We start from the raw sequence: 25,799 nt of genomic DNA on the forward strand, positions 1-25,799 counted from the left end.
ATGTCTCAAGCGGCCCTGAAAGTAAGGGGACGGGATAATGAAAATAGCAGTTCTCGTCCTAGTAACGGCTCTTACCTGGCAGGGCTTATCTTCTTCCTGATGGTAATTGGGACCATTATTTGGGGAGGTTGGGCCGTCCTTAACTGGATGAAAGATGCGAACAGATTGCCTATTTCAAAATTGGTGGTAACGGGTGAGCGTCACTACACTACCAACGATGATATCCGGCAGGCAATTTTGTCATTAGGGCAACCGGGAACTTTCATGACGCAGGATGTGAATATCATTCAGCAACAAATTGAACGGATGCCGTGGATAAGGCAAGTCACTGTTCGTAAACAGTGGCCTGATGAACTGAGAATTCATCTGGTAGAATATGTCCCTTATGTGCGCTGGAATGATACGCAGATGCTGGACGCCGAAGGTCAGGTATTCAGCATTCCGGCTGAATGGGAAGTTAAAGGGTATTTCCCGATGCTTTATGGCCCACAAGGCAATGAAAAAGAAGTACTTGATGGTTACCGAGCTATGGCTAAACTTCTCGCTGCCAATAAACTGAAATTAAAAGCGGCGGCAATGACGGCGCGTCGTTCTTGGCAACTGACGCTGGATAATGGTGTCCAGCTAAAGCTGGGAAGAATGGATACAACAGGCCGTATTAAACGTTTTATCGAGCTTTATCCGCTGTTACAGCAGAACACAGAGAAAAGGGTAGATTACGTGGATTTGCGTTATGACAGTGGCGCAGCGGTAGGTTGGGCGCCTTTACCTATTGGTGATCCTAATGCTCCGGCCAAAGGGCAATAAACAATTACTGGCAATAATTATATGAGGCAGGCAGAACAACGATGATCAAATCGACGGACAGAAAATTAGTAGTTGGCCTAGAAATTGGCACAGCAAAGGTATCTGCCCTTGTTGGTGAAATTCTGCCCGATGGTATGGTTAATATTATCGGGGTGGGAAGCTGTCCATCCCGCGGTATGGATAAAGGCGGTGTAAACGACCTGGAGTCGGTTGTTAAATGTGTACAGCGGGCTATCGATCAGGCTGAATTGATGGCAGATTGTCAAATTTCCTCTGTTTATCTGGCGTTATCTGGAAAACATATTAGTTGTCAGAATGAAATCGGGATGGTTCCTATTTCCGAAGAGGAGGTTACTCAGGAAGATGTAGACAATGTTGTTCATACTGCCAAATCAGTTCGTGTGCGTGATGAATACCGAATACTGCATGTTATTCCGCAAGAATATGCCATCGATTATCAGGAAGGCATTAAAAATCCGGTGGGACTTTCCGGTGTGCGTATGCAGGCGAAAGTTCACTTGATTACCTGTCATAATGACATGGCGAAAAATATTGCAAAAGCCGTTGAGCGCTGTGGTTTGAAAGTCGACCAGCTTATTTTTTCCGGGTTGGCCGCCAGCTATGCTGTTTTGACCGAAGACGAGCGTGAATTGGGCGTTTGCGTGGTAGATATCGGCGGCGGGACGATGGATATTGCGGTGTATACCGGCGGAGCGCTGCGTCATACCAAAGTTATCCCTTATGCCGGCAACGTTGTCACCAGTGATATTGCTTATGCCTTTGGTACGCCGCCAAGCGATGCAGAAACGATAAAAGTACGCCACGGTTGCGCACTAGGTTCGTTAGTCAGCAAAGATGAAAGTGTGGAAGTGCCAAGTGTCGGGGGACGTCCACCACGTAGCTTACAGCGTCAGACGTTGGCTGAGGTCATTGAGCCGCGTTACATCGAATTACTGAATTTAGTGAATGATGAAATCTTGCGATTGCAGGAACAGTTACGCCAGCAGGGGGTTAAACACCATCTGGCTGCGGGTATTGTCTTGACTGGTGGTGGCGCTCAGATTGATGGCTTGGCTGAATGTGCCCAGCGTGTGTTCCACGCTCAGGTGCGTATTGGTCAACCTCTTAATATTACTGGTCTGACGGACTATGCGCAGCAACCCTATTATTCAACAGCGGTAGGGTTGCTGCATTACGGGAAAGCCTCTCATCTTAATGGTGATGCGGATATTGAAAAACATGCTTCAGTGAGTCGCTGGTTTAAGAGAGTCAGTAGCTGGCTGAAAAAAGAGTTTTAATTTTATACAGAGGCTGCGTTTTCTTTAGCCTCGATATAAAGGCACAAAGCGGAGAGAAACTATATGTTTGAACCAATAGAATTAACCAATGACGCGGTGATTAAGGTCATCGGCGTCGGCGGTGGCGGCGGTAACGCTGTTGAGCACATGGTGCGTGAACGCATCGAAGGTGTTGAATTCTTTGCAGTGAACACGGATGCTCAGGCATTGCGTAAAACGGCTGTCGGCCAGACTATCCAGATTGGTAATGGTATTACTAAAGGTTTGGGCGCTGGGGCAAACCCGGAAGTTGGTCGTACTGCTGCTCAAGAAGATCGGGATGCATTGCGCACCGCGCTTGATGGCGCGGATATGGTATTTATCGCTGCCGGTATGGGTGGTGGTACTGGTACTGGCGCAGCGCCTGTGGTAGCTGAAATTGCAAAAGAGCTTGGAATTCTGACAGTTGCTGTGGTGACTAAGCCTTTCAATTTCGAAGGTAAGAAACGTATGGCGTTTGCCGAGCAAGGGATCACTGAATTGTCCAAGCATGTCGATTCATTGATTACTATCCCTAACGACAAACTGCTGAAAGTGCTTGGTCGTGGCATTTCATTACTGGATGCTTTCGGCGCAGCTAATGACGTTTTGAAAGGTGCGGTTCAGGGTATCGCTGAACTGATCACGCGTCCAGGTCTGATGAATGTTGACTTTGCTGACGTGCGTACCGTGATGTCCGAAATGGGTTACGCTATGATGGGTTCTGGTATCGCACAGGGTGAAGATCGTGCAGAAGAGGCCGCTGAGATGGCGATTTCCAGTCCATTGCTGGAAGATATCGACTTGTCAGGCGCTCGTGGTGTTCTGGTTAACATTACTGCTGGCTTTGATCTGCGTTTGGATGAGTTCGAAACAGTGGGTAACACGATCCGCGCATTTGCATCTGATAATGCAACCGTCGTGATCGGTACCTCTCTGGACCCAGACATGAACGATGAGTTGCGTGTGACTGTGGTTGCCACCGGTATTGGTATGGATAAACGTCCTGAAATTACGTTGGTTACCAATAAGTCTTCTCAGTCAAGTGTAATGGAACACCGTCATCAGCACATGTCTGGCGGTATGTCTTCATTGTCTGAAGAAAATAAACCAGCGGCAAAAGTGGTGAATGACCAGAGCGTACAAACTAGCAAGGAGCCAGATTATTTGGATATTCCTGCATTTTTACGTAAACAGGCCGATTAATAGCTAAAAAATTGGATTCTCCGCTTTTTGTGCTAAACTCCCCCGCCAACCATAGTGTATAGTGGTTGGCAGGATGGATAACATTGCGAGATAAAACGATGATCAAACAAAGGACACTTAAACGTATTGTTCAGGCGACTGGCGTCGGTTTACACACCGGTAAAAAAGTCACGCTAACAATGCGCCCAGCACCGGCTAATACCGGGGTCATCTATCGCCGCACTGACTTGAATCCACCGGTTGATTTTCCGGCAGATGCAAAATCCGTGCGTGATACTATGCTCTGTACTTGCCTGGTAAATGAGCATGACGTGCGAATCTCAACGGTTGAGCACCTGAATGCAGCGCTTGCGGGGTTAGGTATCGATAATATTATTATCGACGTTGACGCGCCAGAAATTCCTATTATGGATGGTAGCGCCAGCCCGTTTGTTTTCCTGCTGCTGGATGCGGGCATTGAAGAGCTGAACGTAGCGAAAAAATTCCTGCGTATTAAGGAAACTGTACGTGTGGAGGAGGGTGATAAGTGGGCGGAGATGACACCTTATAATGGTTTCAGTCTGGATTTCACTATTGATTTCAATCACCCTGCGATTGATTCAAGTTCTCAACGTTACTGTATGGATTTCTCGGCAGAAGCGTTTGTTCGTCAAATCAGTCGTGCACGTACATTTGGCTTTATGCGTGATATTGAATACTTACAATCTAAAGGCTTATGTTTAGGCGGCAGCTTTGATTGTGCGATTGTTGTTGATGACTATCGTGTACTGAATGAAGATGGCTTGCGTTTTGAAGACGAATTTGTCCGTCATAAAATGCTGGATGCAATTGGTGATCTGTTTATGTGTGGCTATAACATCATTGGCGCGTTTACTGCGTTCAAATCGGGTCATGCGTTGAACAATAAGCTATTGCAGGCAGTTCTGGCGCAAGAAAGTGCATGGGAACTGATCACTTTCGAAGATGAAGCTGAAATGCCGTTGGCTTTTCGTGCTCCATCAACTGTAATGGCGTAACTCTCTCGTGTGCTGAGAATAATTCAATGATATATCAGTGAGTTATGTTATCAGTGATTTTGTTCTCGCTGATGTTTTTTACTCAGCGTTAGCGCTTATTTTTTAGCTGTGCTGGCACTCTCTCCGGCCAGTGCAGCTAATCGCTCTAATTTTTCCTTCAACTTTTTTGGGCTGCGGTTTGCTAGCACTATTAATTCTTTCGCACTCTCTTGACTTAACTGACGTATCGGTAACGTTTTGTGATCATCGCTTATCGTTTTTGCGAAGCTCTGCGCACTATTGCCATGCTTAATCATAAGTGATGGGTTAATCCTGATGTCGATAGATGACAATGATGGTAGAATTTCGCTTCTTAGTGTAGAGAGCAGTGTTGGCAGCTCGTAACGTAATCTGGTCATCCAACTGGCGTTTCCTGCTTCCAGTACCAGAATTTGTTTGCGATAATTAGCGACCCGACACCACGGATGTAATTGTGCGGGAAGCAAGCTGATAACGGCACGGTTGAGTTTTAACAAAGCGACGGTACGTTGCTGGATAACATGAAGCGGGCTTTTCTCAACGGCAGCGACGTCTTCAAAAAGAACATCTAATGATTGTGGGCGGCTATCGCGCATAATAACAGTAGCTCCGGTATGATGAAGGATTAATGGGTATTCTAAATCTTTGGCGACAATTTGGCAGACGTTATTTCTGGTCACATCTGTTATTAGGGGTGGTTGCGGCAAGTATTGGCGTTCCTACCATTTTAGCGGGTGCTGCCGATAATATTTCACAAGCTAATACCTCCCCTAGCCAGAGTTGGCAAAATCAGGCTTTATCAGCTTTTGATAACCTATTCTCATTGCAGAATGTTCAACATCAGCCTGCCAATGGCGTTAATTACTGGCAACAACATGCGGTACGCAATGTGATCAGGCAGCTTTCTTTTGTTTTTTCTGTTTCTCAACCTATGAACGATGAAACAACAAAACAAAGTATCCGGTTAAGTTCTTCCAGTATTCAGCAGCTTGTACTAGAAACTCTGAATGCACTATTAACTCAGAAACCTAAGCCGCCTGAACCAGTTTCAGATATACCATTCCTGAATATTGCATCACAATCTTCTTATACTCCAACGTTTTGGATTGCTAAAGCCCAAGGTATCCGTGCAGGTCCTACTGCTTATCTCTGAATCTTCGTTTTTTTACAAATTCCGAAATAATAAATAACTATTTGTTGGCTGCGAGATAACGGCCTTATCTGAGATGTAATTAACTATGCTGATTAAATTATTAACAAAGGTTTTTGGTAGTCGTAATGACCGTACACTGCGTCGTATGCGTAAAGTTGTTGATGTGATCAACCGCATGGAGCCAGAGTTTGAAAAATTGTCTGATGATGAATTGAAGGGTAAAACAGCCGAATTTCGTGCCCGTTTAGCAAAAGGGGAGTCGCTGGAAAATTTGTTGCCTGAAGCATTTGCAACAGTACGTGAAGCGAGTAAGCGCGTGTTTGCTATGCGTCATTTCGACGTTCAGTTATTGGGGGGGATGGTTCTGAATGAACGTTGTATTGCTGAGATGCGTACTGGTGAAGGTAAAACACTAACAGCGACTTTGCCTGCTTATTTGAATGCATTAACAGGGCGTGGTGTTCACGTAGTCACAGTAAATGATTATCTGGCACAGCGCGACGCTGAAAATAACCGCCCACTGTTTGAATTTTTGGGGTTGAGCGTTGGTATTAACCTGCCAGGTATGCCGGCACCTGTTAAACGCCAGGCATATGCGGCGGATATTACCTATGGTACTAACAACGAATATGGCTTTGATTATCTTCGTGACAACATGGCGTTTAGTCCGGAAGAGCGTGTGCAGCGCAAACTACATTATGCGCTAGTGGATGAAGTTGACTCCATTCTGATTGACGAAGCGCGGACGCCATTGATTATCTCTGGCCCCGCGGAAGATAGCTCTGAACTTTATATCAAAGTCAATAAGTTGATCCCTAAATTGATTCGTCAGGAAAAAGATGATTCAGAGACTTTCCAGGGAGAAGGTCACTTTTCTGTCGACGAAAAGTCCCGTCAGGTTAACTTGACGGAACGCGGTTTGGTTTTGATTGAACAATTATTGGCGGAAGCTAAATTGATGGAAGAAGGTGAATCCCTATATTCACCAACCAATATTATGCTAATGCACCATGTTACGGCTGCGTTACGTGCCCATGCGTTGTTTACCCGCGATGTTGACTATATCGTGAAAGAGGGGGAAGTCATTATTGTTGATGAACATACTGGCCGTACCATGCAGGGGCGTCGTTGGTCTGATGGATTGCATCAGGCTGTTGAAGCTAAAGAAGGTGTAGAAATTCAGAATGAGAACCAAACCCTGGCTTCTATCACTTTCCAAAACTACTTCCGGTTGTATGAAAAACTGGCGGGTATGACCGGTACAGCCGATACAGAAGCATTTGAGTTTAGCTCTATTTATAAGCTCGATACCATCGTGGTGCCGACAAACCGCCCAATGATCCGTGATGATTTGCCGGATCTGGTTTATATGACCGAAGCTGAAAAAATTGAAGCTATCATTGAAGATATCCGCGAACGTACCGGTAAAGGGCAGCCTGTATTAGTGGGGACTATTTCTATTGAAAAGTCTGAACTGGTTTCTCATGAACTGACTAAAGCGGGTATCAAGCACAACGTACTTAACGCCAAGTTTCATGCAATGGAAGCGGATATTATTGCTCAGGCTGGTCAAGTGGGCGCGGTAACCATTGCGACTAACATGGCTGGTCGTGGTACGGATATTATGCTAGGCGGTAGTTGGCAGGCAGAAATTGCTAAACTGACAGAGCCAACAGAAGCTCAGATTGAAGAGATTAAAGCCGCATGGCAGGAACGCCATGATATGGTTCTGGCCGCAGGCGGTTTGCATATTATCGGTACGGAACGTCATGAATCTCGTCGTATTGATAATCAGTTACGTGGGCGTTCCGGTCGTCAAGGGGATGCGGGATCGTCCCGTTTCTATTTATCAATGGAAGATTCACTGATGCGTATTTTCGCCTCTGATCGTGTCACCGGCATGATGCGTAAACTGGGTATGAAACCCGGTGAGGCAATTGAACATCCGTGGGTAACCAAAGCCATTGCCAATGCTCAACGTAAAGTGGAGAGCCGTAACTTCGATATACGTAAGCAATTGTTAGAGTACGATGATGTTGCTAACGATCAGCGTCGTGCTATTTATGCTCAACGTAACGATTTGCTGGATGTGAGTGATGTTAGTGAAACCATTAGCAGCATTCGTGAAGATGTATTTAAAGCAACCATTGATGCTTATATTCCCCCTCAATCTCTGGAAGAGATGTGGGATGTGGAAGGTTTGCAGCAACGTTTAATGACTGATTTCGATTTAGAGCTGCCGATCAAAGAGTGGTTGGATAAAGAGCCTGAACTACATGAAGAGACGTTGCGTGAGCGTATCCTTGAACAGGCTGTTGAAGTCTATAAACGTAAAGAAGAGATTGTTGGCATTGAAATGATGCGTAACTTCGAAAAAGGTATCATGCTGCAGACTCTGGATATGTTGTGGAAAGAGCATCTGGCAGCAATGGATTACCTACGTCAGGGTATCCATTTACGTGGTTATGCTCAGAAAGATCCAAAACAGGAATATAAACGTGAATCTTTCGCTATGTTTGCAAACATGCTGGAATCGCTGAAATATGAAGTGATTAGTACATTGAGCAAAGTTCAAGTGAGATTGCCGGAAGAAGTAGAGGCATTGGAGCAACAGCGCCGGGCGGAAGCTGAACGTTTGGCAAGGCAGCAGCAATTAAGCCATGAAGTTGAAAAAGGCGCATTGATGTCTACAACAGAAGCACAGATTGCCAGCGGCGCTCGTAAAGTAGGCCGTAATGATCCTTGTCCTTGTGGATCGGGTAAAAAATATAAACATTGCCACGGGCGCTTGCAGTAATGATGAAAAGGCGGGAAACCGCCTTTTTGCTGTTAGGTTTAAGCGAATAACGTTGGATGTAGCATTTGGTTATTGGTCGTTGATCAATTAAAACGAATATATAGATGAAGAAGTAAGAGTAATATGGAAAAGAAACACCTGCATATAGCCGCTGGGATCATTAGAAATACGCAACATGAAATTTTTATTACTCAGCGTCATGCTGATGCCCATATGGGTGGTTTCTGGGAATTCCCTGGCGGGAAAGTTGAGAAACAGGAAACCCCTGAACAGGCTTTAGTACGTGAGTTACAGGAAGAAATTGGTATTATTGTTACTCATTATGAGCTGGTAAAAACGGTTGAACATGATTTTCCTGACAGGTTGATTACCCTGTATTTCTTCTTGGTGGATGGATGGGAAAATGAACCTTTCGGTAAAGAAGGCCAACTTTCTCGGTGGGTATTACAGAAAGATTTAATTGCTGATGAATTTCCGCCAGCTAATCGCAGTATTGTTGCATTACTGACCGCTTGAATTGTTAATAGCCGCATTATAATAACGCGGCTATTTGTTATTGCTCAGGTTGTTCACTCCAATCATCGCTATCGGAGTTTTCACTTTGGCTTGGTATCCGTTTCTCTTCATTTGCCCATCCGCCTAAGTCAATTAATTGACAGCGCTTACTGCAAAATGGACGATATGGGCTTATTTCTCCCCAAACCACGGTTTTACCGCATGTTGGACATTCAATCGTTAATAACTCAGACATAATAACTTTCCTAATAATTGGTTCGTAATATTAGCAACGTGCTAATTCAAATGGTAAATGGGCAGGCACGAAGCCTTTTTCATTATCCAATGGTAAAAAACGGATAGCAAACCGGGTCTTATGACCGGAAATTTGAGGAAACAGTAAAGGTTTTAATGGCAAGCGTAACCTCAGTAAATCTGCGCCTTCTGCCGTATTCTGATGAAAACCGTTTTTACTGATTTCTGAACGAAAAATAGCGGATTGGCGGATGAGTTCTAAAATACTTTCTAGTGCTTGTTGGAGAGGTAGCAAACTATCAATCCAGAATGCGACCATTTTATCCCTTTCTGATTGCGGTAAATGAAGCCATAGATGCAGAGTGGGTAGATCAAAACCACAACAACCACTTGGAATACTGAGACGTTGGCGCACCATACTGATAATTTTATCTTCTTTCAGGGATTGTCCCAGCCGTGGTGCTTTACTTAATGCGATAGCTCGCTCTTTCAATTTCAATCTGAAACTATTGACGATATTAATATCAACATCGGGTATTTCAGCCCATTGCTTTAACTTTGCCTGTTGGCGTTCTAGTTCTTTTAGCAACTCTGAACGTACTTCCCCTCGTTCTAGCACTTCAAGTAACTCAGTCACTGTGCGGAAGAAGGCGAGGCTGCTTGCTAGTGAGTCTAAATGGCGTTGACTGGTGAGTTGTTGCAGAGAAGATTCAATTCTCAACCATGCCCGCATTTTTTCATTCAGTGGGTGTTCAAAAATGATTGTAGAAGTTGTGTCACTCATCATGATTATCCTGCCTGGCTGATCTAGCTAACCTTAAATATTGTTGATGTAGTTCGGCAACACGAGGAGCAATTGCCTGTACATTATCATGATTTGAGATAATGTCATCGGCATAAGCCAGCCTCTCGCTACGGGATGTTTGGGCAGCCAAAATATTTTCAACCTGTTGGTTGCTAATACCATCACGAGTGGCTACCCGGCTGATTTGTAATTCAGGTGAAACGTCAACGACTAGAATCCGATCCGCCAGATGCCCTAAATTATTTTCGACTAATAATGGAACAACCCAAATAACATAAGGTGCAGTTATCTGTTTCAATTGCCGTTGGGTTTCTTGATGTATTAAAGGGTGAAGAAGTTGATTAACCCACTGTTTCTCTTGTTTGTTGGTGAATATTTTCTGGCGTAACAGTGCTCGGTTAAGGCTGCCATCGGGTGTCAATATGTCATGACCAAAGTGTTCTGTGATGGCTTGTAGAGCCGACGTTCCAGGAGCAACGACTTCTCTGGCAATAATATCTGCATCAACAAGAGGAACGCCAAGAGCTGCAAAAGCATTGGCGATAGTGGTTTTACCGCTGCCAATCCCACCTGTGAGTGCAATAATATAAGTCATCCTATCCCTTAATATTACTTGATACTATTTCGGGATTGTAACCGAAAGGGGGCAGATGACCTAGAGACAAAGCGATGGAATCGTTTTTACTTTAGGTGAGTATCGTACCTAGCTGAAAAATGGGTAAATACATTGCGAGCAATAGTGTACCGACAATAATTGCTATTATGACTATAAGTATTGGTTCTAATAACTGGGTCATATTATCAGAAATTTCCAATGCTTGTTGTTGGTACCAGTTAGCGAGATTTCCCAATAATAGTTCCAGATTGCCAGATTCTTCGCCAACACTGACAAACTGTTGACACAGAGCAGGAAAACAAGATTGTTGTTTCAGTGTTTCGCTCATTGGTATTCCTTGATTAATTTGAGCTCGTAAGAATCTAGTCGCTTGCAGAAATACCGGATGATTTATTGATGCAATAGCACTGTCTAACCCTGCGGTGAGTGTCAGACCCGCTTTTTGTGTCATAAATAGGATATGAAAAAGTTGCCCTAATTGCTGGCAACTAATTAATTTTGCAATAACGGGTAAACGTAACATCAGATTTTTTTCACGAGTGATCCATATTGTATGACGTTGACGTAATTGTAGGTAAAATAGAAGCAGTATAATTAGTCCAATAACACCATAGCCACCATATTGAATTAGCCAGTTGGAAGTTATTAATAAACTACGAGTGAGTAGCGGAAGTTGTGCGTCAAATGAATGATAAATATGTTCAAATTCGGGTAAAACAAAAATAAGCATCAATAAAATAATGATACTGGCAACAACGATAATAATCAGAGGGTAACGTAGAGCTTTTGCTATTTTCTTCTGTAATTTATCTTGTTGCTCCTGTTGTTTAACTAATAATTGACAGCAGACTTCTAATTGCCCGGTCAATTCGCCAACGGTAATAAGTTGACAAAATAAAGGCGGAAATAGAAATGGATAATCTTTTAATGAGGAGGAAAATGATTCTCCACGGGTAATTTTCTTGCTAATATCTAATAATACACAGTGCCATAGTGGATGATCGCATTCACGAATAAGAATATTGAGGCAATTTAGTAATGGCATTCCTGATGATAATAGTGTTGCCAATTGACGAATAAAATTCAGACGGTAAGCAACTTGTTGTTGATGATAAAATATTAATTTTTCACACTTTATATTATAAGGTTGTAATCCAGAATGAATAAGTTGCTGATATAAAGATTTTCGGTTATCACATAGTGATTTTCCTTTTGATATTTCGCCTTTGTTGTTCACTGCTTGCCAATTATAAAGATAATGAATTTTCATTATTATTCCTGACCTGTAACTTGATAAATTTCTTCTAATGTAGTGATGCCTTGTTCTACTAATAAAATACCGGATGAAAGTAAAGTATCTTTTCTTTGAGCTATAATGGTTTTTTGCCCATTTTGGGAGTTCTGTTCTGATAATATCTGTTTAATATCATCTGTTATTTCTAAAAACTCATAAATAGCTGTTCGACCGTAATAACCGGAAAAACAATGCTCACAACCAACGGCTAGCCATTGCTTAATAAATAGAGAATTGTTTTCAGTATTAATAATAGTTTCTTCTGTTTGTTGTTTGCGGCAACGAAGACATAATTTTCTGACAAGCCGTTGGGCGATAATTAATTTGATACAAGAAGCAGCCATATAACCTGAGATACCCAGATTTTGTAGGCGGGACAATGTATCTATGGTTGAATTAGTATGCAATGTAGAAAGAACCAGATGACCTGTTTGCGCCGCTTTTACTGAAATTTCGGCTGTTTCGCTATCACGTATTTCTCCCACCATAATGACATCAGGATCTTGGCGTAATAGCGCCCGTAATACTTTGGCAAAATTGAGATCAATTTTGCTGTTAGTTTGTGTCTGGTTAATACCGTTCAATGGGATCTCTACTGGGTCCTCTACACTGCAAATATTCTTTTTATTCTGATTCAGATATTGTAAACAGCTATATAAAGTCACAGTTTTTCCGCTACCTGTCGGTCCAGTGACTAAAATCATCCCTTGTGGTAACGCGAGTTTTTGTCGAAGCTGATTTAACAATGGATCAGGAATACCTAGTTGATCTAACGACAATTGTTGCATTGTATTTAATATTCTAAGTACAACTTTTTCTCCGTGTATTGTTGGCAAAGTCGCCATACGAATAGCATAGTTGTGTCGGGTGTCAGACCAATCAAATTGTCCATCCTGAGGCAGCCGTTTTTCAGCGATGTTCAATTTAGCCATTATCTTAAGGCGTGCGGCAATGCTTGCATTCATTTGAGGAGATGGCGAAGATAAGAGGTGTAATGCTCCATCAACCCGGATACGAATACGATAACCTTGTTGAAATGGCTCAAAATGAATATCGGATGCACGCCGTTGAATTGCAGTTAATAAGGTTTGATTAATAAGTTGAATAACTGGCGCATCATTTTCATCTTTATTGGTATCAGTGATAAGTGGTAATAACGCGGATTCTTCCTCTGGTACACGACTTAGTGAAGTATTTTGATGTAATATTGATTCTATCCTTGCCAGTGGCCAAATTTCTACATTAACGATACGTCCGGAAATAAATCGTAATGCTGATAATAAATCATCATTAGGTAATTCGTTACTGGCAATTGTTATCGCATTATCATCTTTTTTTATTACAACAGATTGGTGGCGTTGACAAATATCATGGATTTCTCTTTCCATCAATGTGTTTTCTGCCATTGAAAGTGAGTTCATTGTTCTTTCCTGTGTAAAGATGTATTAATAAGAGTAATAAATTAAAATTCAAATATTTCCTGACAACGATTTTTTAATGAATTGTTTGTCGATTCACATTTAATGTTCCATTTAATTGTACCTATTTGTGTATTTTGTGTCGGCTTTAATGTAATGCTGAGGTTTTTAAGACTTTTTTCCCCATTAATGGTAACTTCCCCATTTTTAACTGAAATGCTCTCGATATATCTACTGTTATGATCTTTTGGAATTGACATTGCTCCTGCATTGCAACCCATGAAATCTTCAGTTTCAAAACCGCAAAGTTCTATACCTGATTTATAAGGTACAATATTTTGTAGTATATCTGTTAAAGCGGCTTTCTGGATATATCCTTGATAACTAGGAATACCAATAGCACTTAAGATGGAAATGATAGCAATAGCAACCATAATCTCCATTAAAGTAAATCCTTGTTGTTGTTTCATATTTCTTCTCCGTGTTGTGGTGTTGCGATATAGAGAATGAAGGAAAGAGAAAAAAATGAAATAGGATAGATGAAGGTTATGGAATTGACTCGAAAAAGAATTTATGAATTGCAAGGTTTGCAAAAATATTTACGGTGGTGTTCGCAAATTTTCGATCTACCAATTGCTGATTTACACCACCATCAATATTATTATTGCTAATTACTGAAAGCGCATGGAGAGATCTAATGCTCTAATATGTTTGGTGAGTGCTCCAACAGAAATGAAGTCGATGCCTGTTTCAGCATAGCTGCGCAGAGTATCCAGGGTGATATTGCCGGATACTTCTAAAGGGACTTTACCTGATGTGATAGCGACGGCTTCTTTCATCATTGGAATAGTAAAATTATCTAGCATAATAATATCAACATTAGCTTTTAGTGCCAGAATGAGTTCATCTAGCGTTTCTACTTCGACTTCAACAGGGGTATTAGGATGGGAATAACGAGCTTTATCTACTGCCTGTTTAATAGATCCATTGGCAATAATATGGTTTTCTTTGATAAGGAAAGCGTCGAATAATCCAAGGCGGTGATTATTACCACCTCCGCAAAGTACGGCATATTTTAGGGCTGTGCGTAATCCCGGTAGTGTTTTGCGCGTATCAAGTAATTGGGTTTTTAAACCGGCAAGACGATGAACATAATGACTGGTTTCCGTTGCAACGCCAGAGAGAGTCTGAATAAAGTTAAGAGCGGTGCGTTCACCGGTCAGTAATATCTGTGCTGGGCCTCGTAATATGCAAAGTTTTTGGTTGGCTGTAATTGTATCACTATCTTTGACTAACCATTCAATGGAGATTTGGTCGCCTAATTGAGTAAAAACTTCATTCAGCCATTGTTGTCCACAGAAAATACCATCTTCCCGAGTGATAATGACTGCGGTGGCTTGTTTATCTGCGGGAATTAATTGGCCGGTAATATCAGAGGTGAAATTTGTATTTCCGCCCAGATCTTCTTTTAGTGCGAGGGTTACACTGGTGGGAATGTCGTTCTGCAAGTGTTCCATAAGAACAGCATGGCGCTGATCTGTATTGCAATTTTGTTTTGTCATTAAAAAGCTCCAGAGGTGATAACAATATTAATGGTCTTAACATGCTACCCTGTTGTGTAGTGAACAACTACTATCTTGGTTTTATCATCTGGATTTAAGAAGGAAAAAAATGTGGTTGCATGATGAATTGAGTTAGAAAAATTCTTTCACACGATTCGTGCCCACAGGGTGAGCAACCGTTTTATTAGTTATACCCTATGGATTTCAAGATGCATCGCGACGGCAAGGGAGCGAATCCCCGGGAGCATAGGTAACTATATGACCGGGGTGAGTGAGTGCCGCCAACAAAGAGGCAACTTGAAAGATGACGGTATATTTATCGTATTAGTTTGTCTCTAGGAAAGCTTTGTTGTACTGACACAATGACTTATAGGTAGACCCGGATATATAAAAGAACATATCACTGGCTATAATGATGTTGTTCTGGGAAGAAAAATTGATCTGGGACTTTATTTCGATTGGACACATTACCAGCAATTGTTACAGGAGCGGAAAGAATGACTCTCTTTATACTGTTGTTAGTGTTGGCATGGGAACGGGTTTTTAAAATGGGTGACCATTGGCAATTGGAGCACCGCCTTGAGCCATTGTTTACCGATTTGAAGTCTTTTTCGTTATGGAAAAGCCTTTTAATGACGTTAGTAGTCATGATGATTACATGGGTATTGATTGAAATATTAAATGATTTTATGTTCGGCATTTTTGAACTGGTTTTATGGGTGTTTATTTGTTTGCTGTGCATCGGAGCGGGGCGCTTACGGCATGATTATCGTGAATATTTTCGTACTGTTCATCAAGATAACAGGGAACAACAAAGAGAATATCTTACGCATTTCGCAATTATTCATGGTTTACCTTCTGATGCCAGCAAAGAGAATATGTTGCGAGAGATACAAAATGCGTTGCTGTGGATAAATTTTCGCTATTATCTGGCGCCGATTTTTTGGCTGATTGTGGCGGGTGAATTAGGGCCAGTTGCTTTAATGGGATATTGCTTCTTAAGGGCTTATCAGGGATGGTTGGCACAATATGGTACACCGGTTCAGAGAGCGCAATCTGGCGTTGATGGTTTGTTGCATTGGTTGGATTGGATCCCTGTTCGTCTGGCTGGCATTGCTTATGCTTTATTAGGGCATGGAGAGCGGGCTTTACCTGCGTGGTTTGCTTCTCTTAGTGATTTAAGAACTTCACAATATAAGGTGCTTTGTCAGCTTGCTCAGTTTTCATTAAGTCGCGAACCCCATCTTGATTCAATTCAAACTCCTATTGCTGCGGTGATACTGGCGAAAAAAGTGACTTTCTCTATCATCGTTGTCGTTGCCTTACTGACAATTTATGGGGCATTGGTTTGATGCGTTGGCTTAATGACTCTGATTGGTTCGGGTTTTATTCATACTATATATGGAGTTGTTTGGCTTACCTGTAGCTATTAGAGCCTGTTTATGCAGCGCCGACTGGCGCTGTAACAATTGCGACAACTAAGAAGAGGATTCGATGAAGTCAATATCCGACCATACTGAAATAACCGCAACAGCTTGAGCTAGCCCTCCGGTGCCGTCAGTTTTCAACAGAACTGGTACAACAGAAACTTGTGTCGATGCCGTGTAGTTATCGTTCCTTTGTTTAACGTATCTTGCGTTCTTGAGTGATAAGGGGGTGTTGGCCGCATCAGTAAACATGAAGGCGACATCCTCTATTGAAGAGGCTAAGGCATTCTGTTTCCCCGGAACAAATGGCCCATCGATCCGGTAGAGTAAGCGTGAATTTTGAAATACATCATCATCGCTGGAGCAGGTGCTGTTTATCCCTATTTGCCTCTTTGATTATCACTGTCAGGTTGCCCGCACTCCCGGTGGTATAGAGGCCGGTGAACCGAAACGGCCCCGGTGCTACGGTGGTTTGATACACGATATTGCCATTCTAGAATACCGTCACCTGCGCATTGGAGTTCGCCACACCGGTTATCTCCGGGGCAAAACCGTGCTGACTGTCGGGTAACATCGCCTCCTCCGAAGCCAGTTTCATGCCCCGAAATGGGATACTGTAAAAAATATCGCCACCGGTATAGGTTTCACCCGCCGTGAACTCACTGCGCAGTGCTGGGATGTCACGTTGCAGGTAGGTATTGTTCACCTGCCATTGGGTCTGTGTCGGCGCGGAAAAACAGGAGGCGCCCTCGTGGCGCTGATGATTGTAACTGTAGGTTTGCGGGCTGCGCAGACGCCACAGTCCCAGATTCAGCCCATTACGAAAAGAAGCAAACAGATTACGAGAACGTGATCCTTCCCAATTTCCCTGATTGTCATAATGCCTTTCCGAGCCATTGACGGTGTAGTTCATCAAAAAAGCCGGGATCTCAGGACCCCACAGTGACGGGTTAACCGTTCCAGAATAACGGGGCTGCATGGCGCTCTGAGGGACGCTGAGATCAAGACGTAAACGGACAAAATCCAATGTCGCGCGGGCGTGCGGGATCTGTTTCGTCAGCTCGGTGATGGGGCTGTCATCCGCTTTACCCTGAAAAGCCGGTAACTCGCGAGTATTGACCCCATACCTTTCCAGTTGTGCGACGGTGAATACCGGCTGGAGATGGCCGTTAACCAGCCTGAATTCAATCTCGCGGCTGTCCACCTTATTCTGGTTCATGTAGACATCCACCAGATAGCGCCCGGGTGCGACATATCTCGCGTTTTCATACGCCAAGAGATCGACATGGGATGTCTGCACGTTGAGTTCACAGGTTGGCTGTTCCAGCGTTAATGCCAGCGTCAGTTCTGCCGTGTTTGAACTTGCCCCCGGGAAGAGGACGGTACAAAGCAGACCAGCCAGTGTCGTCCATCTGATAAAGGTCCACGGTTTTAACATTACGGTATCTCCCCCTGATAGGTAGATCCTCCTCCAAGGTCATTAATCACCGTCCAACTCACTTTAGCCGGGTAATGCACTCCTTTGAGGGGTAAAAAAAGGGTCGAGAACGGTGAGACCATGTTCTCTTTCTGTTGCTTTGTCATCAGCTCTTGTCCGCCTACTTTCAGGGAGGTGAAGGTGATGTAATAGGGTGATGGATTCGTGATCGTTATTCCCTCGGCTGTCGTTTTGAAGCGCAAAGCGCCGAAGCCCTTTTCCGGTGCAACCGGCAGCCCTGACGGGCGATACATCAATTTAATTGTGTTAGCCAGAACTTGTACGCCCCCGGAGATCTGCTTACTAGAGAGATTATTGGATTCGGTGCTTAACGGGATAGCTTGCGCGGTAAACCAGAACAGGGATTCCCGGTCAGCAGGCAGCGCCTGGCCGGTTTTGATGATACGCACCTGATTCTGGCTGCCGGGTTCCATACGAAACAGGGGGGGGAGTCACTAAAAATGGCGCAGTCTTGCTCCCATCAGGGATAGAACTGACCGTCACCTGCATCAGATAGACGGCCTCTTTACTGCTATTACGTAGCAAAGCGGTTGCAGCGTAGCTATCCGCTCGGTAGATAATGCGGGTGGCATCAATCCCCACCCTCTCCGCCTGTGTGGAAGTGATCGGGCAGCCTAACAGACCGGCCATCATCATCGCTGTCATCAATCTTTTCACTGAGTCACCTGAATGTGTCTGGTTTGGTGTTGCATCAGCAAGAGTTGGACTTCTCTGTCCAATTCCGCTGCTATGATGCCCTTAGCACTTGATGGCGTGTGATATTTATAAACCACTTGGAATGTTACTGGTGCTATTACTTCTTGGGCTGCTGGTACGGCGCTGGACTTGGAAACCAGCGCCATTTTGCATTTTTTCATGCCTTTTCCATCTTTTGGACTGGTTGGCTCGAATTCTGTGGTATCAGCGATAACAATAGGAGCTGCCTTAGTAACAGCGGTATTCCCGTCATACACGGCCACCTCTACGTCAGCATTAGCATTGGCGTTTAAGATCTGGTTGCTGTTAGTAAGAGTCTGTTCCAAAACCTGTATTTGAATATCTTGTGAAGGAGTGATTTAGCATTGCTTATGGTTTTTCCCATTTTGGAACTACAGTTAGCTAGTTTAACCTCTAATTCTTTTCCTGAAGAATGAGCAGCAGCGATGTCAGTACCAATGTCTGACGTTTTCACTGTTCCCATATCTAAAGTGTAAGCACCTTTACTACCAACAATGCCCGTACCTTCGACGTTGAGATCAGGGGTCGAGGCGCCTATGGAGGCCATCACGTTTACCGTAGCGCCATCTGAAGCGTGTGCCATACCCATCCCCATGCTTAGGAGTACTGCGGCTAATATGCTGGTCTTCATCATTTGCTTTTTCATTTCATACATTCCTTATCTACATCTATTGAATACATTTTGCCCAAAACAACACCATGACAGGTTAAACAATCGGACCGCCAAGGCGGTGCGTTTACTGGTCATTTAGAGTTAAAATGTTCGGTTTTTTGTCCCATATCAGAAACTGATGTCATTGAAAGCCACACCACTACTTTGAGTAAGGTTTTTCCTCGTTCTTACACCTTCTTACCCTTGCGCAGAAACACGAATCTCCAGCATTGCAAAAGCATTATATTAATTATTCTTATTAGTTTCAGTGTTGAGGGGATTGGTTAAGACCTGATATCAGGTTTGTTTTGAACCATCATCTTCGATTCACTCTGTATTGAAGTTGACCGGTACTGTGCTGGTTTTGAAAGGTGCCCTGAGTAAACCGTTCTGTGTTTGTCATACAATCTTCACAGCAAACTATCGCTGTAAACCATGTAATGGAGGGATGATAGAACAGTGACCAAGTAACATGTACTGTTTGCTGTTTGCTGTTTCAGGTAAATGATGACTTTTTTCTTTTTCTATCAATAAATTAATGATGGTTTTCAATGACTATCACTATGGTTTATCTATTACTTTGAATTGTATTCTGTCTATTTAGTGATAAAAAATTATTGTAATACGATAACTTTTGAAGTACTTTAACGAAAGTTTAGTTAAACATGTATATGGAATGACACAAATGTGTGGTGAACAGGAGTTTGTAACTAATCCTAGAATCAAGCTACTCAGCTTTCTGGCTATTATTATTGCTTCCATTATGACAATTGGTGATATTGGGTTCCATATTGCGTCTTGGTCATTATGGCATGATACCACTCGTCAGGCTGTTCTTCAGGCGTATAGCGATCTTATGCCTGCATTGACTGCAAAAGGATTTAAGCAATCTTTATTAAGTCAGGTGCTTTATATCTCGCTGGATACGATACCTCGAATCATATCGACCGCTTCTTATGTATTAATCGGAATTTTATTTTTCCGGTTTGCTAAAGGTGAAATATGGAGTAACCGTAATATTTCCGCTTCATTTATTATTGGTTTCCTGATGATTCTAGAGCAACTTCTTTACCCGGTGATTAATACATTACAAGGAATGGCGTTATCGGTGGATTTGGTAAAAGGACAACGGGTATTTAGTTTCTCATTTGGTGTTAATTCAGAGTCTCTGTTTATTATTATGTTTGGTGTATTCCTCCTGATATTTAGTTTAATTATGCGTGAATCTAAGAAAATAAGTGATGAGCAGCGTTATTTTATCTGAGAACCATCATGAGTATTATAATAAGATTGGATGTGATCTTAGCGAAAAGGAAAGTAAAGTCTAAAGAGTTGGCTGCTGTTATTGGTATTACTGAGCAAAATTTATCATTGCTGAAAAATGGCAAAATAAAAGGTATCCGTATCGAGACGCTGGAAAGAATTTGTAAATATTTACAGTGTCAGCCTGGAGATATATTGGAATATGTGGAAGATGGAGAGGATAACCGCTAATACAATAAATGAAGTCATTATGTGTCTTTTGGTATCTTATAAGATGGAACTTTATATTAATTAGCCAATTTTAATTGCATGAAAATATTAATTATTTCATGTTTTTTATCTAGCCTGTTAATCTTCGGTGTTAATGGAACACCAGTAAAACAGGTTTTTCCTCGCGATAAGAATATATATTTTTCTTTGGGGGAATATTGTTCTGATATTCCTTGGAATGCCAGAAAGATAAAATGCATATGTAGATATTACTTACTCAATCATAAGAAATGATCTCTCTTTTTATATGGTTTTAATTTAAGTTAAATTTTTATAATATATACAGCAATTCAAGGATGTTAACAATGAATAAATTTTTTATTGCTTTATTATCAATGTTTGTGATTACAGGATGTTCTTCTATGCCTCGGCTGACTGATAGCTATATTTCAACTTGTGGTTATTTTGAATGTAATGTCACGGATATAGTTTCAGGCAGTGAAGTTAAAATAGATAATATACGTTCTATTCCTGATATTTACAGGGATATCTCAAGCCAAGACAGACAAATTATCCAGTCTGGTGGAAGACCTCCTTTTGAAGATAAGAGTTACCGTGTTGGGGGAACTTTTAAATTCTAATTTAATTTCTTTGGTTATTTCTTTATTTTTAATTAAGGTATTTTTATATGAATTTTATAAGAAAAATAGCTGTTGTCCCTTTATTTACCTTATTTACTGTATTGGCGGGTTGTACATCGTGGGAAAAACCAGGCGCAACTAAGTATGAAAGAGACAGGGATTACGCTGAATGTAAAGCATTGGGTTATTCTCAATTACCATCAGACTGGACCAGCGAAGTCGTTCATTCTTTCGAGACAAAACATTTTTCTTGTAAAGATAAAGACGAAAAAGAAGATAAATCCTGTAATCATTACGTTACTGTGCCAAAAACGGAAGTTAAGCGTTGGGATAAAAATGAATCGTCAAGGCGTTGGGTAATTTCATCCTGTATGTATAAAAAAGGGTGGAATGAAGTGACGCGCTATTGGTTTTAATGTAGTCCATTTTTACCGCCAGCAGGAGTTACGTGGAGCTGTTGCTGGTGGTTCCTCACATATTTGCCATTATTCCTTGCTAATAGCTAATTTTCGCCCTTCGGTTTTATTGATTTGAGCTACATTTAAACCTGATGGTATGCAATTGTATTTAAAATCAACGGGTGATGATTTGGTTGCTATATTTTTTATAAAGATTCAACTATTTTGTTGCTGTAACGATTCACTATACCCATTTATATGTTTAAAAAGGTTGGTTAAAATATTATCTTAGGATGTTTATTAACCTGATGGTTATCAACTTTTGCTAATTTTTAAAAAAAATTGTTAAAATTTGCAGGTTTTTATGATTTGGCACAAGGTCTTTATGGACAGTTGGTGAATACTTTGTTACTTTTATGGCCCAGTAGTTTAAATTGGTATTACCAATTGACTTCGGCAAAGACCGAAATAATGTTTATCCATATAACCTACCTTAAGTAGGCATTGATTGGTGCAGGCTGTTTGAACACTGCCTAGGTTCGAAACGACAAACAAAATAGCCTAATGAGATAGGTTCTAACTGGCTTGGTTCTAACTGACTTATAGTAAATATGGCTTATAGCAAAATCCGCCAACCAAAATTATCAGATGTTATTGAGCAGCGTCTTGAGCATCTCATCCTTGAAGGATCTGTGCGTCCAGGGGAGAAGTTGCCGCCTGAACGTGAGTTGGCGAAACAGTTTGATGTGTCGCGCCCTTCACTGCGCGAAGCCATTCAGCGGTTAGAAGCTAAAGGTTTCCTTTTTCGCCGTCAGGGTGGGGGGACGTTTGTTCAGAGTAACCTCTGGCAAAGTTTTAGTGATCCACTGGCACAACTACTGGCTGGTCACCCAGAATCTCAATTTGACCTCCTTGAAACCCGCCATGCTTTGGAAGGTGTTGCTGCCTATTACGCGGCACTGCGTGGAACCGACGAAGATTTTGAACGCATTCGGCAATATCATCTCGTTATTCAACAAGCTCAGGAAAGTGGTGATGTCAATGCTGAATCTGAGGCTGTTTTGCAATATCAGCTCGTCGTTGCCGAAGCTGCGCATAATGTGGTTCTCCTTCATTTATTACGCTGTATGGCACCTATGCTGGAACAAAATATCCGGCAGAATTTTGAGTTTTTGTATACCCGCCGGGAAATGCTGACGGCTGTCAGCGATCATCGGGCGAAGATTTTTGAAGCGATAATGGCGAGGCAACCAGAGAAAGCCCGTGAGGCATCCCATCGCCATTTAGCTTTTATTGAAGATGTCTTATTGGATCTCAGCCGCGAGCATACTCGCCGCGAGCGATCATTACGACGTCTTCAACAGCATCAGGAATAAAATTAGCTGTGTAGATCTTGAAATTTGCTGCGTCTGCATAGCTAAGTTGAGTCCCTTTACTGAGGGCGCTAGCGGCAACAACAGTGAGGGCCTATCTTCCAGTCATGACCGGCTGAACGTCAAAGGGTATGACGGGAAGATAGGCTCCAAAACAATCATTAGAAACAGATAACAGATAAGGAATACACCATGTCAGACATTTTGAAAAATGACGTGGACCCGATCGAAACTCGCGACTGGTTACAGGCGATCGAATCGGTCATCCGTGAAGAGGGTGTTGATCGTGCCCAGTTCTTGATTGATCAGGTACTGAACGAAGCACGTAAAGGTGGCGTGAATGTTGCGGCCGGTGCTGCTAACCGCGATTATATCAATACCATTGCTGTTGAGGATGAGCCTGCTTACCCTGGCAATCTGGATTTGGAGCGCCGTATTCGCTCTGCTATTCGTTGGAATGCTGTGATGACCGTGTTGCGGGCATCCAAAAAAGATCTGGAATTGGGTGGTCACATGGCTTCATTCCAGTCTTCGGCAACCATGTATGAAGTTTGTTTCAACCATTTCTTCCGTGCCCGTAATGAAAATGACGGCGGCGACTTGGTTTATTTCCAAGGTCACATCTCTCCAGGCGTCTACGCTCGCGCTTTCCTTGAAGGCCGTTTAACTGAAGAGCAGATGAATAATTTCCGTCAGGAAATTCATGGCAATGGTCTCTCTTCTTATCCGCATCCGAAATTGATGCCTGAATTCTGGCAGTTCCCAACTGTTTCAATGGGATTGGGGCCAATCGGTGCGATTTATCAGGCTAAGTTCCTAAAATACCTGGAACATCGTGGTCTGAAAGATACCTCCAAGCAGACCGTTTATGCTTTCCTGGGCGACGGTGAAATGGATGAGCCAGAATCCAAAGGGGCGATCACTATCGCAACCCGTGAAAAACTGGATAACTTGGTGTTTGTTATCAACTGTAACCTGCAACGTCTGGATGGCCCGGTTACAGGCAATGGCAAAATCGTTAACGAGCTGGAAGGCATTTTTGATGGTGCTGGCTGGCAAGTGATTAAAGTGCTTTGGGGCGAGCGTTGGGATGAACTGCTGCGTAAAGATACCAGCGGTAAATTGATTCAAGTGATGAACGAAACTCTGGATGGTGATTACCAGACGTTCAAATCCAAAGATGGCGCTTATGTACGTCAGCATTTCTTTGGCCGTTACCCAGAGACTGCTGAATTAGTCAAAGATATGACTGATGACCAGATTTGGGCGTTGAACCGTGGTGGTCACGATCCTAAGAAAGTCTTCGCCGCTTTGAAAAAAGCGCAGGAAACTACCGGCAAACCAACGGTTATCCTAGCCCAAACTATCAAAGGTTACGGTATGGGTGATACGGCGGAAGGTAAAAACATCGCTCATCAGGTTAAGAAGATGAATATGGAAGGCGTTCGCCATTTCCGTGATCGTTTCAATGTGCCTGTGGCTGATGAGCAACTCGAAAATCTGCCGTATGTGACTTTTGATAAAGACTCAGAAGAGTATAAATATTTGCATGAGCGTCGTGCTGCGCTAGGTGGTTATTTGCCAAGCCGTCGTACTCATTTTGAAGAGAAGCTGGAACTGCCAACGCTGGAAGATTTTGGTCCGTTGCTGGAAGAACAAAACAAAGAAATTTCTACCACTATTGCTTTCGTTCGTGCTTTGAACGTGATGTTGAAGAACAAGTCAATCAAAGATCGTCTGGTTCCAATCATTGCTGATGAAGCGCGTACTTTTGGTATGGAAGGTCTGTTCCGTCAGATCGGCATCTACAGTCCTAACGGCCAGCAGTATACTCCGCAGGACCGTGAACAGGTTGCTTACTATAAAGAAGACGCTAAAGGTCAGATTCTGCAAGAAGGCATCAATGAACTGGGTGCTGCTTCATCGTGGCTGGCGGCGGCAACCTCTTACAGCACTAATAACCTGCCAATGATTCCGTTCTACATTTACTACTCTATGTTCGGGTTCCAACGTATTGGCGACATGTGCTGGGCAGCAGGTGACCAACAGGCTCGCGGCTTCCTGATTGGTGGTACTTCCGGTCGTACAACCTTGAATGGCGAAGGTCTGCAACACGAAGATGGCCATAGTCACATTCAGTCTCTGACTATCCCTAACTGCATCTCTTACGATCCGGCATTTGCTTATGAAGTTGCTGTGATTATGCATGATGGTTTGGAACGTATGTATGGTGAGAAACAAGAGAACATTTACTACTACATCACCACGCTGAACGAAAATTACCACATGCCGGCAATGCCACAAGGCGCAGAAGAAGGTATCCGTAAAGGTATCTACAAGCTGGAAAGCTTGGAAGGCAGCAAAGGTAAAGTTCAGCTATTAGGTTCTGGTTCTATTCTGCGTCATGTTCGTGAAGCGGCACAGATTCTGGCTAACGATTATGGTGTGGGTTCTGATGTTTACAGCGTGACTTCATTCACTGAACTGGCTCGTGATGGTCAGGATTGTGAACGTTGGAACATGTTGCACCCAACAGAAACGCCACGCGTACCTTATGTTGCTCAGATCATGAATGAAGCACCGGCAGTGGCTTCTACTGACTACATGAAGCTGTTCGCAGAACAAATTCGTAACTTCATCCCTGCGAGCGAATTCCGCGTATTGGGTACTGACGGTTTCGGTCGTTCCGATAGCCGTGAAAACCTGCGTCATCATTTTGAAGTTGATGCTTCTTACGTGGTAGTTGCTGCTTTGGGTGAACTGGCTAAGCGCGGCGAGATCGACGTGAGTGTTGTGGAAGAAGCAATCAAGAAATACAACATTAACCCAGAAAAAGTTAACCCGCGTCTGGCATAAGAGGTA

General features: G+C 42.9%; 27 protein-coding genes and 1 pseudogene. 14 read left to right on the top strand and 14 right to left on the bottom strand.

Going from position 1 to position 25,799, the window contains the following annotated elements; all coding sequences use genetic code 11:
• The 4 genes from ftsQ to lpxC all read left to right on the top strand — a co-directional run bounded on the left by ftsQ (position 1) and on the right by lpxC (position 4,345).
• The gene (gene ftsQ / locus BA1DRAFT_RS07150) at positions 1-807 is read left to right on the top strand and encodes a cell division protein FtsQ (protein ID WP_036777495.1); all 807 of its coding nucleotides are present in this window, start codon (positions 1-3) and stop codon (positions 805-807) included.
• 41 nt (positions 808-848) lie between these two features.
• Positions 849-2,105: a cell division protein FtsA gene (ftsA, locus tag BA1DRAFT_RS07155; RefSeq protein ID WP_036777496.1), complete on the top strand. Its 1,257-nt coding sequence runs from the start codon at positions 849-851 to the stop codon at positions 2,103-2,105.
• 63 nt (positions 2,106-2,168) lie between these two features.
• Positions 2,169-3,329, top strand: a complete 1,161-nt coding sequence (gene ftsZ / locus BA1DRAFT_RS07160; protein ID WP_036777497.1) for a cell division protein FtsZ — start codon at positions 2,169-2,171, stop codon at positions 3,327-3,329.
• A gap of 98 nt (positions 3,330-3,427) precedes the next feature.
• Positions 3,428-4,345 (top strand): UDP-3-O-acyl-N-acetylglucosamine deacetylase, encoded by a 918-nt coding sequence (lpxC, locus tag BA1DRAFT_RS07165; RefSeq protein ID WP_036777498.1) that lies wholly within the window; start codon positions 3,428-3,430, stop codon positions 4,343-4,345.
• Between the two features lie 95 nt (positions 4,346-4,440).
• Here lpxC and BA1DRAFT_RS07170 read toward each other — a convergent pair whose 3' ends face one another.
• Positions 4,441-4,959: a DUF721 domain-containing protein gene (locus tag BA1DRAFT_RS07170; protein ID WP_036777499.1), complete on the bottom strand. Its 519-nt coding sequence runs from the start codon at positions 4,957-4,959 to the stop codon at positions 4,441-4,443.
• A 32-nt stretch (positions 4,960-4,991) separates the two neighbouring features.
• On the opposite strand from BA1DRAFT_RS07170, the gene secM reads away from it, so the two are divergent.
• The 3 genes from secM to mutT all read left to right on the top strand — a co-directional run bounded on the left by secM (position 4,992) and on the right by mutT (position 8,829).
• Positions 4,992-5,516, top strand: coding sequence for a secA translation cis-regulator SecM (secM, locus tag BA1DRAFT_RS07175; RefSeq protein ID WP_036777500.1), 525 nt, complete (start codon positions 4,992-4,994; stop codon positions 5,514-5,516).
• 85 nt (positions 5,517-5,601) lie between these two features.
• The gene (gene secA, locus BA1DRAFT_RS07180; protein ID WP_036777501.1) at positions 5,602-8,313 is read left to right on the top strand and encodes a preprotein translocase subunit SecA; all 2,712 of its coding nucleotides are present in this window, start codon (positions 5,602-5,604) and stop codon (positions 8,311-8,313) included.
• 123 nt (positions 8,314-8,436) lie between these two features.
• The gene (mutT, locus tag BA1DRAFT_RS07185) at positions 8,437-8,829 is read left to right on the top strand and encodes an 8-oxo-dGTP diphosphatase MutT (RefSeq protein ID WP_036777502.1); all 393 of its coding nucleotides are present in this window, start codon (positions 8,437-8,439) and stop codon (positions 8,827-8,829) included.
• A gap of 37 nt (positions 8,830-8,866) precedes the next feature.
• On the opposite strand, the gene yacG is transcribed toward mutT, so the two are convergent.
• The 7 genes from yacG to nadC all read right to left on the bottom strand — a co-directional run bounded on the left by yacG (position 8,867) and on the right by nadC (position 14,758).
• Positions 8,867-9,064 carry a DNA gyrase inhibitor YacG gene (gene yacG / locus BA1DRAFT_RS07190; RefSeq protein ID WP_036777504.1) on the bottom strand — a complete coding sequence of 66 codons (198 nt, stop codon included), beginning with the start codon at positions 9,062-9,064 and terminating at the stop codon, positions 8,867-8,869.
• A gap of 30 nt (positions 9,065-9,094) precedes the next feature.
• Positions 9,095-9,847 carry a cell division protein ZapD gene (zapD, locus tag BA1DRAFT_RS07195; protein WP_036777506.1) on the bottom strand — a complete coding sequence of 251 codons (753 nt, stop codon included), beginning with the start codon at positions 9,845-9,847 and terminating at the stop codon, positions 9,095-9,097.
• Positions 9,840-10,463 (bottom strand): dephospho-CoA kinase, encoded by a 624-nt coding sequence (gene coaE / locus BA1DRAFT_RS07200; RefSeq protein WP_036777507.1) that lies wholly within the window; start codon positions 10,461-10,463, stop codon positions 9,840-9,842. Before coaE ends, zapD begins: the two co-directional genes overlap by 8 nt.
• Positions 10,464-10,554: 91 nt before the next feature.
• The gene (gene hofC / locus BA1DRAFT_RS07205) at positions 10,555-11,754 is read right to left on the bottom strand and encodes a protein transport protein HofC (protein ID WP_036777509.1); all 1,200 of its coding nucleotides are present in this window, start codon (positions 11,752-11,754) and stop codon (positions 10,555-10,557) included.
• 2 nt (positions 11,755-11,756) lie between these two features.
• The gene (gspE, locus tag BA1DRAFT_RS07210) at positions 11,757-13,199 is read right to left on the bottom strand and encodes a type II secretion system protein GspE (protein ID WP_082303646.1); all 1,443 of its coding nucleotides are present in this window, start codon (positions 13,197-13,199) and stop codon (positions 11,757-11,759) included.
• Positions 13,200-13,240: 41 nt separating this feature from the next.
• Entirely contained in the window at positions 13,241-13,666 is a 426-nt protein-coding gene (gene ppdD / locus BA1DRAFT_RS07215) for a prepilin peptidase-dependent pilin (RefSeq protein ID WP_036777511.1), read from the bottom strand.
• A gap of 201 nt (positions 13,667-13,867) precedes the next feature.
• Positions 13,868-14,758 carry a carboxylating nicotinate-nucleotide diphosphorylase gene (nadC, locus tag BA1DRAFT_RS07220; protein WP_036777513.1) on the bottom strand — a complete coding sequence of 297 codons (891 nt, stop codon included), beginning with the start codon at positions 14,756-14,758 and terminating at the stop codon, positions 13,868-13,870.
• 497 nt (positions 14,759-15,255) lie between these two features.
• On the opposite strand from nadC, the gene ampE reads away from it, so the two are divergent.
• Complete coding sequence (gene ampE / locus BA1DRAFT_RS07225) at positions 15,256-16,110, top strand: beta-lactamase regulator AmpE (protein ID WP_036777515.1); 855 nt, start codon at positions 15,256-15,258, stop codon at positions 16,108-16,110.
• Between the two features lie 126 nt (positions 16,111-16,236).
• Here ampE and BA1DRAFT_RS23960 read toward each other — a convergent pair whose 3' ends face one another.
• The 6 genes and pseudogenes from BA1DRAFT_RS23960 to BA1DRAFT_RS07250 form a co-directional block, all read right to left on the bottom strand.
• Complete coding sequence (locus tag BA1DRAFT_RS23960) at positions 16,237-16,437, bottom strand: hypothetical protein (RefSeq protein ID WP_036777516.1); 201 nt, start codon at positions 16,435-16,437, stop codon at positions 16,237-16,239.
• A 100-nt stretch (positions 16,438-16,537) separates the two neighbouring features.
• Positions 16,538-17,623 (bottom strand): annotated as a pseudogene (locus BA1DRAFT_RS07235) (fimbria/pilus outer membrane usher protein).
• Positions 17,623-18,072 (bottom strand): fimbrial biogenesis chaperone, encoded by a 450-nt coding sequence (locus BA1DRAFT_RS23965; protein WP_051560691.1) that lies wholly within the window; start codon positions 18,070-18,072, stop codon positions 17,623-17,625. Before BA1DRAFT_RS23965 ends, BA1DRAFT_RS07235 begins: the two are co-directional and overlap by 1 nt.
• The gene (locus BA1DRAFT_RS23970) at positions 18,035-18,340 is read right to left on the bottom strand and encodes a fimbria/pilus periplasmic chaperone (protein WP_051560692.1); all 306 of its coding nucleotides are present in this window, start codon (positions 18,338-18,340) and stop codon (positions 18,035-18,037) included. The genes BA1DRAFT_RS23965 and BA1DRAFT_RS23970 overlap by 38 nt, the downstream gene beginning before the upstream one ends.
• Positions 18,337-18,636: a hypothetical protein gene (locus tag BA1DRAFT_RS07245; protein ID WP_036777518.1), complete on the bottom strand. Its 300-nt coding sequence runs from the start codon at positions 18,634-18,636 to the stop codon at positions 18,337-18,339. Before BA1DRAFT_RS07245 ends, BA1DRAFT_RS23970 begins: the two co-directional genes overlap by 4 nt.
• Positions 18,637-18,668: 32 nt before the next feature.
• Positions 18,669-19,046 (bottom strand): fimbrial protein, encoded by a 378-nt coding sequence (locus BA1DRAFT_RS07250; RefSeq protein ID WP_036777519.1) that lies wholly within the window; start codon positions 19,044-19,046, stop codon positions 18,669-18,671.
• A 691-nt stretch (positions 19,047-19,737) separates the two neighbouring features.
• Here BA1DRAFT_RS07250 and BA1DRAFT_RS07255 point away from each other — a divergent pair.
• From BA1DRAFT_RS07255 to aceE, 6 genes are all read left to right on the top strand, one after another.
• Positions 19,738-20,316: a hypothetical protein gene (locus tag BA1DRAFT_RS07255; RefSeq protein ID WP_036777521.1), complete on the top strand. Its 579-nt coding sequence runs from the start codon at positions 19,738-19,740 to the stop codon at positions 20,314-20,316.
• Positions 20,317-20,324: 8 nt separating this feature from the next.
• On the top strand, positions 20,325-20,546 hold the full coding sequence (locus BA1DRAFT_RS07260) for a helix-turn-helix domain-containing protein (protein ID WP_036777523.1): 222 nt from the start codon (positions 20,325-20,327) through the stop codon (positions 20,544-20,546).
• A gap of 344 nt (positions 20,547-20,890) precedes the next feature.
• Entirely contained in the window at positions 20,891-21,166 is a 276-nt protein-coding gene (locus BA1DRAFT_RS07265; protein WP_036777525.1) for a hypothetical protein, read from the top strand.
• 47 nt (positions 21,167-21,213) lie between these two features.
• Positions 21,214-21,582 (top strand): hypothetical protein, encoded by a 369-nt coding sequence (locus BA1DRAFT_RS07270; RefSeq protein ID WP_036777526.1) that lies wholly within the window; start codon positions 21,214-21,216, stop codon positions 21,580-21,582.
• Between the two features lie 593 nt (positions 21,583-22,175).
• The gene (gene pdhR, locus BA1DRAFT_RS07275) at positions 22,176-22,940 is read left to right on the top strand and encodes a pyruvate dehydrogenase complex transcriptional repressor PdhR (protein WP_036777528.1); all 765 of its coding nucleotides are present in this window, start codon (positions 22,176-22,178) and stop codon (positions 22,938-22,940) included.
• 189 nt (positions 22,941-23,129) lie between these two features.
• Positions 23,130-25,793, top strand: a complete 2,664-nt coding sequence (gene aceE / locus BA1DRAFT_RS07280; RefSeq protein WP_036777530.1) for a pyruvate dehydrogenase (acetyl-transferring), homodimeric type — start codon at positions 23,130-23,132, stop codon at positions 25,791-25,793.
• The last annotated feature ends 6 nt before the right edge of the window (positions 25,794-25,799 follow it).

The organism is Photorhabdus aegyptia (assembly GCF_000612035.1).
Taxonomy (GTDB): Bacteria; Pseudomonadota; Gammaproteobacteria; order Enterobacterales; family Enterobacteriaceae; genus Photorhabdus; species Photorhabdus akhurstii.

Bases quoted from the DNA above. Each gene is read 5' to 3' on its own strand.
- BA1DRAFT_RS07265 (WP_036777525.1), top strand. From the start codon at position 20,891: ATGAATAAATTTTTTATTGCTTTATTATCAATGTTTGTGATTACAGGA.
- BA1DRAFT_RS07260 (WP_036777523.1), top strand. From the start codon at position 20,325: ATGAGTATTATAATAAGATTGGATGTGATCTTAGCGAAAAGGAAAGTA.
- hofC (WP_036777509.1), bottom strand. From the start codon at position 11,754: ATGAAAATTCATTATCTTTATAATTGGCAAGCAGTGAACAACAAAGGC.
- nadC (WP_036777513.1), bottom strand. From the start codon at position 14,758: ATGACAAAACAAAATTGCAATACAGATCAGCGCCATGCTGTTCTTATG.
- coaE (WP_036777507.1), bottom strand. From the start codon at position 10,463: ATGACTTATATTATTGCACTCACAGGTGGGATTGGCAGCGGTAAAACC.
- pdhR (WP_036777528.1), top strand. From the start codon at position 22,176: ATGGCTTATAGCAAAATCCGCCAACCAAAATTATCAGATGTTATTGAG.
- ftsQ (WP_036777495.1), top strand. From the start codon at position 1: ATGTCTCAAGCGGCCCTGAAAGTAAGGGGACGGGATAATGAAAATAGC.
- BA1DRAFT_RS07255 (WP_036777521.1), top strand. From the start codon at position 19,738: ATGTGTGGTGAACAGGAGTTTGTAACTAATCCTAGAATCAAGCTACTC.
- BA1DRAFT_RS07250 (WP_036777519.1), bottom strand. From the start codon at position 19,046: ATGAAAAAGCAAATGATGAAGACCAGCATATTAGCCGCAGTACTCCTA.
- gspE (WP_082303646.1), bottom strand. From the start codon at position 13,199: ATGAACTCACTTTCAATGGCAGAAAACACATTGATGGAAAGAGAAATC.
- BA1DRAFT_RS07170 (WP_036777499.1), bottom strand. From the start codon at position 4,959: ATGCGCGATAGCCGCCCACAATCATTAGATGTTCTTTTTGAAGACGTC.
- BA1DRAFT_RS23960 (WP_036777516.1), bottom strand. From the start codon at position 16,437: ATGTTTACTGATGCGGCCAACACCCCCTTATCACTCAAGAACGCAAGA.
- aceE (WP_036777530.1), top strand. From the start codon at position 23,130: ATGTCAGACATTTTGAAAAATGACGTGGACCCGATCGAAACTCGCGAC.
- secM (WP_036777500.1), top strand. From the start codon at position 4,992: ATGGGTATTCTAAATCTTTGGCGACAATTTGGCAGACGTTATTTCTGG.
- zapD (WP_036777506.1), bottom strand. From the start codon at position 9,847: ATGAGTGACACAACTTCTACAATCATTTTTGAACACCCACTGAATGAA.
- ampE (WP_036777515.1), top strand. From the start codon at position 15,256: ATGACTCTCTTTATACTGTTGTTAGTGTTGGCATGGGAACGGGTTTTT.
- yacG (WP_036777504.1), bottom strand. From the start codon at position 9,064: ATGTCTGAGTTATTAACGATTGAATGTCCAACATGCGGTAAAACCGTG.
- ppdD (WP_036777511.1), bottom strand. From the start codon at position 13,666: ATGAAACAACAACAAGGATTTACTTTAATGGAGATTATGGTTGCTATT.
- lpxC (WP_036777498.1), top strand. From the start codon at position 3,428: ATGATCAAACAAAGGACACTTAAACGTATTGTTCAGGCGACTGGCGTC.
- mutT (WP_036777502.1), top strand. From the start codon at position 8,437: ATGGAAAAGAAACACCTGCATATAGCCGCTGGGATCATTAGAAATACG.
- BA1DRAFT_RS07270 (WP_036777526.1), top strand. From the start codon at position 21,214: ATGAATTTTATAAGAAAAATAGCTGTTGTCCCTTTATTTACCTTATTT.
- secA (WP_036777501.1), top strand. From the start codon at position 5,602: ATGCTGATTAAATTATTAACAAAGGTTTTTGGTAGTCGTAATGACCGT.
- ftsA (WP_036777496.1), top strand. From the start codon at position 849: ATGATCAAATCGACGGACAGAAAATTAGTAGTTGGCCTAGAAATTGGC.
- ftsZ (WP_036777497.1), top strand. From the start codon at position 2,169: ATGTTTGAACCAATAGAATTAACCAATGACGCGGTGATTAAGGTCATC.